This is a genomic window from Agarivorans sp. Toyoura001, assembly GCF_005405585.1.
GTDB lineage: Bacteria > Pseudomonadota > Gammaproteobacteria > Enterobacterales > Celerinatantimonadaceae > Agarivorans.
In genome coordinates this window covers 95,555-107,309 of the sequence record NZ_BJEQ01000016.1, presented here as the reverse complement: position 1 = coordinate 107,309, position 11,755 = coordinate 95,555, and the positions used below count along the sequence as shown (strand labels likewise).

Genomic DNA, 11,755 nt, shown 5'->3' with positions numbered 1-11,755 from the left:
CAACCAATTCTTGGTGTACTAAGAATTGCCTAGTTCGAATAGCTAGGCCAAACAATTATTCAAATCACTTAACTGTATTAGTTAAGACCGGACGCGGGATGGAGCAGTCTGGTAGCTCGTCGGGCTCATAACCCGAAGGTCGTTGGTTCAAATCCAGCTCCCGCAACCAATTCTTTATTCTCTATATCTTCTTTCAGCGCACTCTCAGAACAGCCACCTTTCGCAGCTGCTTTTAATTGTGAATCTCTAAAATCCATACAAACCGATATTTTCTAGCTGCACACGTTTAGGCTGTCTAAGTACAAACAACGCTGATTCAGCAAGATCTTCTACTTGCAACCAACCTGGTTTTATTTCACTTTCGCACGTCGGCGCTGGTACTTGAACCAAGCCAGGACACAAACTATGAACCTTAATACCGTATTCTCTTACTTCTTCTTGTAGAGCTGCAGCTAAACCTAACACCGCAAATTTGGCCGCGCAATATGGACCAGCATTCGCGTAACCATTTTTGGCTGCTTGCGAAGCAATATTTAGAATATGACCGCTTTGTTGTTCTCGCATGCTTGGTAGCACCGCTTGACTAGTAAGAAACGTGCCTTTGGTACAAGTATCAACAACTAAATCCCAATCTTCTTCGCTACAGGTTTCAATCGAATCGCCAACACCTAAGCCACTGTTGTTTATTAGGATATCAATTTTTCCAAAGGCTTCTAGAGCAAAATTTTTGAGGCTTTGTACTTGTTGTTTAACTCTTATATCCGCGGCGTAAGCTAATACTTTAGCGCCTATCTGATCACTTATCTGCCTGGCAGATTGTTCCAGTTTAGTCAGATCCCTAGAGCTAATAACAACGTTTACGCCTTGCTCTGCCAAAGCTGTTGCTATCGCCAAACCAATCCCACTTCCGCCACCGGTTACAATTGCGCACTTACCTGTTAGATTTTCCATAGTAGAGTTCCTTATACCTTAAAAGTCGCTAGTATTTTGCTGCTTATAATCCTAGAATCAATACTATAGTGCTAAATAACTCGTACTATAGTGAGGCGACTAAATATATGGGAAGAATTAATGGCACAGTTTTCTGAGCGTTTGAAAGAGCTAATGGGTGAACAGAGTGTTAGCGGCTTTGCACGAAAAGTAGAGTTAAATGAAAGCTTAATACGCAAATATTTAAAAGGTTCAGAGCCAAGCCTTTCTAAAGCTAACCAAATAGCACAAAAAGCTAACTGTTCATTGGAATGGCTAGCCACTGGCGAAGGTTACCAATACCGTAAAGCTGAAGTGGTTGATATGGAAGCGTTAGAGAAAGCCGTTGAACTCACTTTATCTGCTGCCGAGCAAAATGATTTAAGTGTAGAAAATGAGAAAGTAATGAAGGTCATTGTAGCGACTTATCAGTATTTGCGCACAACTCGCAAGAAGGATGGTTATTTTGATCTACAAGAAGCTAAGCCGTTTGTACGTTATGTGATGGGTTTGTGTGGATAGTAAAAGGCCGAGATAACTCTCGGCCTTTACATATATATAACGCTCGTTAGAACTGTTTGTAATCTCGATAACTAACTTTAAAGAAAATCACATACAAGACCGGCACGATCAATAATGTAAGTATGGTTGCGACACCCAAACCAAACATCACTACGGCTGCCATTGATTCAAAGAATACATCGGAGATCAGCGGGGCGACACCTAGTATGGTAGTGACCGCAGCCATACAAACGGGCCTAACCCGGCTGACGGTAGATTCAAATACCGCTTGGTATGCTTCTTTACCCGCATTTATATCTGCGTTGATTTGATCGAGTAAAACAATACCATTTTTGAGTAACATCCCTGATAAACTCAGCATTCCCAATAAGGCCATAAAGCCAAACGGCTTGCCTAAAAACAATAACCCTGCTGTAATTCCTATAAGTGCTAGCGGCACGCAACACCATATAACCAAGGGCTTTTTGACAGAGTTAAACAGGAACACCGTAATCATGAACATGATCAAATAACCCATCGGCAACGAAGCAAACAAGGCTTCTTGAGCATCCCCAGAAGACTCATATTCCCCACCCCATTGCAGCTCATAACCAGGCGGTAATTTCAAGGCTTCAACTTGCGGCCGAACCTTAGCAAATAATTCAGCTGGTAATATGTCGTATTCGAAATCAGCATCAGCAAAAATGGTTAATGTCCGTTTTTTGTCGCGACGTTGTACAATTGGATCTTCAAATTTAACGTCAAAACCATTTACTACTTGCTGAATAGGTATATAGGTTTTTAAGCTTGGGCTCCAAATTCGTAAGCTTTCTAACGAATCAATATCAATTCGTTCATCATTAGGTAAACGCCCAACTATCGGCAGTAAAGTTGTACCTTCACGATACAAACCAAAACTTAAACCAGCAAAAGCGAATTCTAAAGTTTGGTCGATATCTGATTTATTGATGCCTAAGCGCCTGGCCTGTGTCTCATTGAAGTTTGGTTCAATGTACTTAACCCTATCGCGCCAGTCGTGACGAACGTTTACGGTGCCCGGGGTATCGTTAAAGATTTGCTTTATCTCAGACGCAATTGAGCGAAGTACATCTGGGTCAGCACCTAATACTCTAGCCTCGATTTTTGCGTCGGTAGACGGGCCAATTTCAAGATTTTTAAACTTGAATTGAGCTTGTGGAAACTGTTGCTCAAACTCTTTACGAAGAGAAGACATCGCTGCAGCTGCAGTTTGAGGATCTGTTGTTCGCACTGCTATTTGCGCATAAGCCCCGTAGTTTTTTTCTGGCGAATAAGTCAACATAAAACGTTGAAAGCCCTTACCTACCGACGACGACACAAACTCTACAGCATTGGTATCTAAAGCTAATTGCTCCATTACCCCCACCGATTCACTTGTCTCTCGAATGTCAGTCCCTTCAGGCATCCATACATCTACCAAAAATATCGGTGTAGACGAGGGAGGAAAGAACATTTGTTTTACGTAACCAAAACCTAATACCGAGACAATGAATAAAGAGATAACAACTATTAACGTTGGCCATTTAAAACGTAAACAAAAATCTAACAGAACCTTGTAAGCATTAAAAAATGCACCTTTATATGGATCATTGTTCTCGCCGTCTACTTGCGCCTCACCTTCTTTGCCAAAAAATAGCTGGGCAAAAAATGGGGTAATAGTAATAGCCGTAACCCACGACAAAAATAATGAGAACAGCAATACCCAAAATAGTGATCCCGCAAACTCGCCAGTCGCATCAGGTGATAAACCAATCGGAGCAAATGCAGTTATCGCAATAACTGTAGCCGCCAATAATGGCCACATGGTTTGACCAACAATTTGCTGAGCAGACTCTAAGGTACTTAAGCCTTTCTTACGGCCCATCAAGATACCTTCAACCACCACGATTGCGTTGTCTACTAGCATGCCTAGTGCGATGATTAAAGCACCTAATGAAATACGCTGTAATTCTATCTCAGCTTGCTTCATTAAAATAAATGTTCCTAAACATGTGAGGAACAAAATTAGACCAATTAAAATACCACTCTTTAGGCCCATAAATAACAGCAATACCACGATCACAATGACAACCGCGAGAATTAAGTTCCAGACAAAAGAGCTTACCGATTTATCAACCTCTTGAGGTTGGTTGTACATAGATTCAACGATCATTCCCGCAGGTCGAGCATAATCAATTTCATTTAACCTAATTTCAATTGCCTTACCTACTTCCACCACATTCACACCGCTGGTAAACGCCACCCCTATATTAATGGCTTGATGTTGGTTATAGCTGACTAAGTTAGTGGGTATTTCTTGGTAACCACGGCTAATGGTAGCTACGTCTTTTAAGTAAATGAGCTTGTCACCAGTGGTTCCAGGAATAATTAAATCGCCTAACTCATTCACTGACTTGAATGCGCCAGTGGGACGAATGGTAAGTTGGTCACCAGCAATTTTGATGTTACCCGCGGAAGTTACCATGTTCTGTGAATTGAGTAAGCTGGTGATCAAACCAGGGTCAAGATTAAAAGTGGCGAGCTTTTGAATCGAAATTTCTATAAAAACTTGTTCAGTCTGTTCACCTGCTAAAGTTACCTTACCCACACCTGGTACTAACTCGATTTCACGTTTAATGTAATCAACATAGTCTTGTAGGTCTTTGTAATCGTAGTTTTCTCCAGACACCATATACATAATGCCGTACACATCACCGAAATCGTCATTAACTAGAGGAGCCGCGACTCCTGGAGGTAACTGCGATTGCATGTCCCCCACTTTTCGGCGCAGTTCATCCCAAATTTGTGGTAGTTCTTCTGGGCCGTAAGTTTTCTTCATAGAAACGGTAATTTGCGATAGGCCCGGTGTACTTAACGATACAATTTCGTCTACATAAGGTAAGGCTTGAATCGCTTTTTCTACGGGATAGGTCACTTCTTCTTCTACTTCGGTTGAAGTAGCGCCTGGATACATTGTGACAACCACCGCATCTTTAATAGTAAACGGAGGATCCTCTAATTGACCTAAGCCAGTAAACGAAAGTATTCCACCGATAAGTAATATCAGGGTGAACATCCAGCTTATAATGGAGTTTTTTACGAAATAACCTGCAATGTTCATCGTTTACCCTTCTTTAAAACAACCTTTTGACCATCTACCAATTTGTTGGCACCTACTGAGACAATCACATCACCGTCGTTCAGGCCTTGATTAATCTCAATCATATCGCCGGACAGAGTCCCTAGTTCTACCTCTTGTGACTCAACAGTTTGGTCATCTTTGTAACGCCACACCACGGGTCTCTGCTGGCCTATTCGGGAACCATCTGGCATTACTACCGCAGCCACAGGCACCAAGAAATCTCTTGAGTAGGTGTAGGTCAAGTCTGATAAGTCTATTGATACCTTGGCTGGCATACCTTCTAATACACCAAACTGGTTATCAAAAGGCACTAAAAAGGTAGCTATATAACTACGTGTGCTTGGATCTTTTTCAAGGTTTAGCTCATAGGGCGTAGCAGTAAAAATCTTATCTGGAAACGCCTCATAGGCAACTTTGACATCCAAGTTTCTAATTCTGTTTTCGCCTAACTTAGCCACTGCCAAAATCATATCTGGCAATTGCACATCAACTTCTACAAAATCTACTTTATGAAGGCTTAATACTGCAGACCCAGGTTGTACATTCACAAATGGGTCAGAAAACACGTCACCAATAATCCCGTCGAAAGGGGCTTTTAATTCTGTGTATTCAAACATTAGTGATGCTTTTCTAAAATCAGCTAGCGCCACCAAATATTCAGCTCGCATTTTGTCATATTCGCTTTGCGATAAAAGCTTTTTGTCTAACAATGCTTTAGCGCGCTCAAACTGCTGTTCAGTCAAGACTAGACGAGCCTTTCTGTCATCGACTACGATTTGATAATCGCGTTTGTCTAATACTGCTAGCACATCTCCTTTGTTAACTTTCTGGCCCTTATTGATATTAATTGATTTTATTTCACCATCTACCCTGAAAGCCAAATCCACGAGATCATGTGCACGAGCAATACCATTAAAATCTCTCTCTACAGGATTAACTTCCGTAGGTAAGTTATAAATTTCGACGATCTGTTCAGGCATCTCAATAGATTCTTCAACACTACACCCGGCTAATATAAGGGTGATTAAACTAGTGGTAATTGTTTTAATGAACATACTAGAGCCCTCTCTCTTTTACCCATTGAATCGCAGCTTGACCATCAACTAGCTCTTGAGCACCTGCTACCACTAACCAATCACCATCATCGAGCCCACTTGATATATTACCGTTATCAATTGTTACTTGCTTTTTAGTCACTATTTTAGTCTTTGGATTCCAGGTAAAAACAAAACTTTGACCCGCGTCTTCAACCAAGCTTCCTGCAGGAGCGACCCAATTACTTCCAATTAACTGAGTACTTGATTCAATCTGCACTAGTGTTGCCATACCAGGGAAAATATTGAGTTCATTAGGTATAGGTAAGGTTAAAACGATGGTGTAACTACCAGTGGAAGGATCCGCCACCGTGCTTAACTCTTTTAATGATGCAACGTACCACTCTTGTCGGCCTTGAAACTGTACTGCGAGCTCCGGTGCAATCAGTCCGTTGCGACGGGCTTCTTGGAAAATACCAATCAGTCGCTCAGGTAACTGAAAGTTAACATCTATAGTCGATTCCGTTTGCAGGCTTAATACTTGTTGTTTCTCATAAACATACTCAAATTGCTCTGCATACTTACGAGCGATTACTCCGTCATAAGGTGCAACAAGCTTGGTATAACTAAGATTCACTTTTGCTTTGTCTAAAGCGGCTTTGCTAATGGCATATTGGCTTTTGGATTTATCAAAATCACTTCGAGAAATCACCCCTCGTTCTACCAATTGGTTTGCTCGATCAAACAACACTTTAGCTAATTCATAGTTTGCTTTGGCTACTTCTAGCTCTTGGTTATACATTGCCGGATCAATATTCGCCAATGGCTGACCCGCTTTAACCATTTCGCCCGGTCTAACGAGGATTTCATCTAATCGCCCTGAGACTTGAAATGATAAAAGCGCTGTATCAGAAGCAAAGGTTTCTCCCGGCAAAGTTCTTATCCGCTTACCATCTCCTATTTCTATTTGTTGTACTTTTACTGGTCGTGGATAGCTTTCTACTGACTCGACAGGGTCTTTATTACAGCCAAGCAGTAACAAACTACTGCAGGCGAATACGATAAGACCTCGGTGTGCTTTGCGCGTCATAGGGATCCCTAAGTTAATTTATCAACACATATAAAAGTTAGTCGCTAGGCGACTAATCTTCAAAATATTTAAGCTAAATTAGACAGTAAAACTGTATTAAGTTCAGTTTGTTAGGAAACGTGTTACAAAAGATAAGAAAAACAGAAGCTGGATTTGATGTAGATTAAGAAATTATGATTTAGCTGCTCGTACCATAGCCGTTAATCTTGAGCTACAAACTAGCTCTTTGTGTTGACGGATCTCTATTTGCCAAACTTGCAGGGTTGAACCTAGTTTTATAGGCTTGGCTATAGCGGTAACCTCCCCATTACGTACCGCTTTAAGATGGTTTGCGTTTATTTCTACGCCCACCACCATAGAGCCCTTACCAGCAACACAATAAGCAGCGCAACTAGCAAGGCTTTCTGCCAATACGACGTTAGCCCCTCCATGCAACAAGCCCATAGGCTGTTTTACCTTTGCAACAACAGGCATGGTAGCGACTAGGTAATCGTCGCCCACCTCGGTAAACTTAATATCCAAAAAAGCGAGCATGTTGCCCTCGCCCATTTGGTTTAAGCTATCGAGGTTCATTGGCAAATTCCAAATGCTCAAGGCAGCAAGCTCAACAATATTTGGAGAGGGTGTTTTGGTTTGTCCCCTTCCAATCGTTTGACTTGGCTACGACATGAGTACCCAGTAACCATGCAACGTTCGCGCGGCAAGCTTGCCATTTTTTGTTTCCAGCTCAACTCATAAATAGCTTTAGAAGTAGCTAATTGCTTTGCATCATGGCCATAAGTACCCGCCATACCACAACATCCCACTGCTACGTCTTCTAAACTTGCGCCAAATCGCATGAACACTTGCTGCCATTGCTTGAAAGCGTCGGCCTTTAAGGCTTTTTCTGTACAGTGGCCAAACAAGTACCACGTATTGGTATCGCTCACTTGATGCGATTCGAATGATTCAGGTGCTAATCCGTTTAGCCATTCTTGAACCACCTCTACTTCAAAATTTCCCCGCTTTTCGCCAAGCGCATGTTTATACTCATCACGATAACAAAGCACTAGCGCGGGCTCTACCCCTACCATTTTAATGCCAAGCTCACTCACTTGATTTAAAAAGGCAGCGCTTGTTTGAGCTGACTTATTAAACTTGCTTAAAAAGCCTTTAATATGCTGCGGCTTACCATTGGGTTTAAAAGGCAGAAGAACAGGATTAATGCCCAACTTTTTAGCTAAGTGAATAAAATCTTCAACTAACTCTGCTTCATAAAAAGTGGTAAACGGATCCTGCACAATTAACACCGTGCGTTGTTTTTGCTCATCACTTAACGCCTGCAACGCTTTAAAGTCGTACTTGCTGGTTAGGCTTTCTGGAACTCGCTGTGCCAGCGTAGGGAAACTAAGCGTAGGGATATCAACCATACCAATAGTTTTTGTCACTAAACTATTGGTCCACCTCGGTGCCATAGCTGCGTTAAACAAACGGGGTGCTTTCGCCATTAACGGCGCATAGGTTTCTACATAAGCGACAAAATAGTCTTTTATCGGTCGCAGATACCTTCCATGATAAATATTTAGAAAGCGTGAACGAAATGTAGGTACGTCTACTTTAATTGGGCACCCTGTTGTACACGCTTTACATGCTAAACAGGTTTGCATGGCATCATAAACTTCGTGGCTGTAATCGTACTCACCTTTAGATTTTGCAATGCTATTACGTATTTTAAGCAAAATACTATCGGGTGAAATAAAACTAGACGTTAACTTTTGCTCTTGGGCCAAAGGGTCAACTTTTAGCGCAGCAAGTTGGCGTAACCATTCGCGCATTAAACCCGCTCGACCTTTTGGTGAATAACGTCTATCACCAGTGGCTTTAAACGAGGGACACATAGGGCTAGCAGTGTCATAGTTAAAACACAAACCGTTGCCATTACATTCCATGGCGTTCTTATAGCTGTCTCGCACTTCTACAGCTATTTCTCTGTCGTATTTGCCACGTTTAGTCCCGTCTACCGATACTAGTTTTTCATCGCTATGCAGCGGCGTACAAATTTTGCCGGGATTGATTTGATTATGCGGATCAAACGCTGCTTTAATTTTTCTTAATTCGGCAAACAACTCATCACCAAAAAATGCTGGACTGTATTCTGAACGGAAGCCTTTACCGTGCTCGCCCCACATTAAGCCCTTATACTTAGCTGTTAAAGAGACCACTTGGTCTGATACTTCACGCATCAAAAGCTCTTGCTCTGGGTCGCACAAGTCTAAGGCTGGTCTTACATGCAATACGCCTGAGTCAACATGACCAAACATGCCGTACTGCAAGCCTTTATCATCCAGCAGTTTTCTAAACTCAACAATGTAGTCAGCTAAATTTTCGGGAGGTACACAAGTATCTTCAGCAAAGGCGACAGGTTTAGCGGCGCCGGCTGTATTGCCTAATAAACCAACGGCTTTTTTCCGCATATTGTAAATAGCGTTGATACTAGTGAGGTCATCGCAACTTTGATAGCCAATAACCCCTAAATCAGCAACATTTTCCTGAGATAAAGTGCTTAGCAGCTCAGATACTTTTTGCTGCTGCAATAATTCGTCATTTTCTGCAAATTCAACAATGTTAATGCCCTGCATATCAGCATCTTCTACATCGCTAATTAATTCTCTTACGCTATCCCAAACAACATCTTGCTGAGCTAGGTTAAGCACCTTAGAGTCGATAGTTTCTACCGACAATGCTTGGGCTGCAACTAAACTTGGTGCATGACGAAGTGCCGAATTGAACGAGTCATATTTAACTGTGACTAAAGTTCTGAATTTTGGAATAGCGGTGAGATCTAACTTAGCTTCGGAAATAAAGGCTAATGAACCTTCAGAGCCACATAAAATGCGGGTTAAATCGAGACTGTCATCCTCTGGACTGTAAGCGTTTTTTAAATCATAGCCTGTTAGAAAGCGATTAAGTTTAGGGAATTTTTCTTCTACTAACGAGCGCTTATCTACACAAGCGTGTTTAACCGCCGAGTAGATATCAATAAGCGACTCGCGTTGCTGATCTATGTGATCTACACTCACCGTTTCGCTATCGAGTTCCTCCCCACTGGCCAATACTGCTTTAACGGACAAAACATGATCACTGGTTTTGCCGTAAACCATCGATCCCTGGCCTGAAGCATCAGTATTGATCATCCCTCCAAGTGTCGCGCGGTTACTGGTTGAAAGCTCTGGAGAGAAAAACAAGCCATGTTCTTTTAACACGCTGTTAAGCTTATCTTTAACAATACCCGTTTCAACTCTAACCCAACGCTCTTCAACATTAAGTTCAATAACCTTGTTCATAAACTTAGACAAGTCTACAACAATACCTTGGGTTAACGACTGGCCATTGGTACCCGTACCGCCTCCCCTTGGAGTTAGCTTTATTGATTCAAACGCCGAGGCCGAGGCTAATCTACAAAGCTGTTTAATGTCTGCTGTGCTTTTCGGGAATACCACGGCTTGTGGCAAATATTGATACACTGAATTATCTGTCGCTACCGCCAAACGGCTAGCATAAGAAGTTTGAATTTCGCCGGAAAATGCAGAAACTTCAAGCTTGGTTAGATAATCTAAATACAGAGCCTCAAGAGAATGCTGAGGGCTTAACTTAGGGATCATAAATCCGTTGTCCCACTCTAAGGTATTAAAAATTGGAGAGATTATATCACGTGATTTCTCGCTTCTGTAAGACTTTGCTACTAACAAAGGGTTGTTCTTTAAATCACCTTGGTTACAGCGAATCACTAAAGTATTTTCTTGGCTTATTAGTATTAATTACTAGCTGGCCTTATAAAAAGAGTACAAACCAGCCTCACCTGCATGGTAGATGGATTATATGAGATTTTTATCTGTTATTGCTTGTTGTATATCGGCTTGTGTCATTTGCTTAACCAATAACACTGCTCGCTGGCCAATTGCTACTTTATCGTTAGGAAACACTATTGCTTTTGGACCATTTTCAACTTCAATAATGCGCGAACCATCTTTAGCTAAACGGTAACCATTGGGATATTCAGTAAAGTTAGCCTGACTCTGGTTGAAATTAAAACAGAAATCATCGGTGGTTTTATTAAGCACATCACTCACTTCAAATAAGGTGGCACGCGAAGGGTTGAACAGTAGCTCAGATAAATCACTAGCACCCAACAAAGTAGTTAAGGTTTGACTCAATGCCTTAAGTTTATTGGGATCATTTTGGCCAAATGCATGCACCTTTCCAAGTTCAACAGTAAACGCCGCAGCATTATGGATATAGCTTGAATGATAACTAAACGTTGACGCAGGTTCATTTGAAAACAACACACAATCAACTTCACAGGCTTGCAGTAAAGCTAAGCTACTTTGTTTCCATGCTCTCCCATGATTAAAGGGATGCACGGCAAATTTCTCGTGTTGAGAACTTCTGATGGCAGTATGTAGATCTAAATGGTAGGCAGCTAAAAGGCTGTAACGAGTGAAAAACTGTTTCACTATTTCTTCTAAATGTTTTGCTCGCCGTACTTCATAGCAATCATCGTAATTAGCATGCTTGCCAATAAATAAACGGTTTAGGTTTAGCATTAGCTCCCGTTTTGCCTCAACCATTGCGGGAGGACTACCCAAGATGACTAACAACGGTTGTTGTAAATCGACCTCCATGTTTAAGATTTTGCTTACAAGCTCGTCGATACATTCGATGGGGGCGGTTTCGTTGCCGTGAATACCGGCAGAGAGTAGCACTGCTCTGGTACTTATCTTAGCTGTTGGTTCAAACAACAATACACCAGTACTTAGTAAACTAACTTTGGTTTGACTGGCTAAATTGAAACTAAAAGTCTCAGAACTTTCTGGCGCATTTAAAGTGAATTGAAGTAGACCAAGTTGGAGTAAGCTTTCTTTAGGCACATCTTATCCTTAGATGTAAACGAAGTAAGCAACAGTATGCTAGTTTTTAAGGCATAAAAAAAGGGAGACATAGTCTCCCTTTTTATTGCTAACT

8 protein-coding genes and 1 tRNA gene are annotated in these 11,755 nt (G+C 41.6%); 2 read left to right on the top strand and 7 right to left on the bottom strand.

Translation table 11 applies throughout. The annotated features are described in order from the left end of the window. Positions 1–92: 92 nt before the first annotated feature. A tRNA-Met gene (locus FFR00_RS16870) sits at positions 93–169 on the top strand. A gap of 77 nt (positions 170–246) precedes the next feature. On the opposite strand, the gene FFR00_RS16865 is transcribed toward FFR00_RS16870, so the two are convergent. Next, complete coding sequence (locus tag FFR00_RS16865) at positions 247–951, bottom strand: SDR family oxidoreductase (RefSeq protein ID WP_137674589.1); 705 nt, start codon at positions 949–951, stop codon at positions 247–249. A gap of 120 nt (positions 952–1,071) precedes the next feature. Between FFR00_RS16865 and FFR00_RS16860 the strand changes: the two genes are divergently transcribed. Then, positions 1,072–1,491: a helix-turn-helix transcriptional regulator gene (locus tag FFR00_RS16860; protein WP_174235969.1), complete on the top strand. Its 420-nt coding sequence runs from the start codon at positions 1,072–1,074 to the stop codon at positions 1,489–1,491. 46 nt (positions 1,492–1,537) lie between these two features. Here the strand turns inward: FFR00_RS16860 and FFR00_RS16855 are convergent, their stop codons facing one another. The 6 genes from FFR00_RS16855 to astE form a co-directional block, all read right to left on the bottom strand. Continuing rightward, complete coding sequence (locus tag FFR00_RS16855; protein WP_137674588.1) at positions 1,538–4,609, bottom strand: efflux RND transporter permease subunit; 3,072 nt, start codon at positions 4,607–4,609, stop codon at positions 1,538–1,540. Further along, a complete protein-coding gene (locus FFR00_RS16850) occupies positions 4,606–5,685 on the bottom strand; it encodes an efflux RND transporter periplasmic adaptor subunit (protein ID WP_137674587.1) in 1,080 nt (359 codons plus the stop codon). Before FFR00_RS16850 ends, FFR00_RS16855 begins: the two co-directional genes overlap by 4 nt. Before the next feature lies 1 nt (position 5,686). Next, positions 5,687–6,754, bottom strand: a complete 1,068-nt coding sequence (locus FFR00_RS16845; RefSeq protein ID WP_137674586.1) for an efflux RND transporter periplasmic adaptor subunit — start codon at positions 6,752–6,754, stop codon at positions 5,687–5,689. Between the two features lie 171 nt (positions 6,755–6,925). After that, complete coding sequence (locus FFR00_RS16840; protein ID WP_137674585.1) at positions 6,926–7,327, bottom strand: hotdog fold thioesterase; 402 nt, start codon at positions 7,325–7,327, stop codon at positions 6,926–6,928. Positions 7,328–7,344: 17 nt separating this feature from the next. Beyond that, positions 7,345–10,395, bottom strand: coding sequence for an FAD-binding and (Fe-S)-binding domain-containing protein (locus FFR00_RS16835; RefSeq protein WP_137674584.1), 3,051 nt, complete (start codon positions 10,393–10,395; stop codon positions 7,345–7,347). Between the two features lie 213 nt (positions 10,396–10,608). Further along, positions 10,609–11,661 carry a succinylglutamate desuccinylase gene (astE, locus tag FFR00_RS16830; protein WP_137674583.1) on the bottom strand — a complete coding sequence of 351 codons (1,053 nt, stop codon included), beginning with the start codon at positions 11,659–11,661 and terminating at the stop codon, positions 10,609–10,611. Positions 11,662–11,755 lie beyond the last annotated feature (94 nt).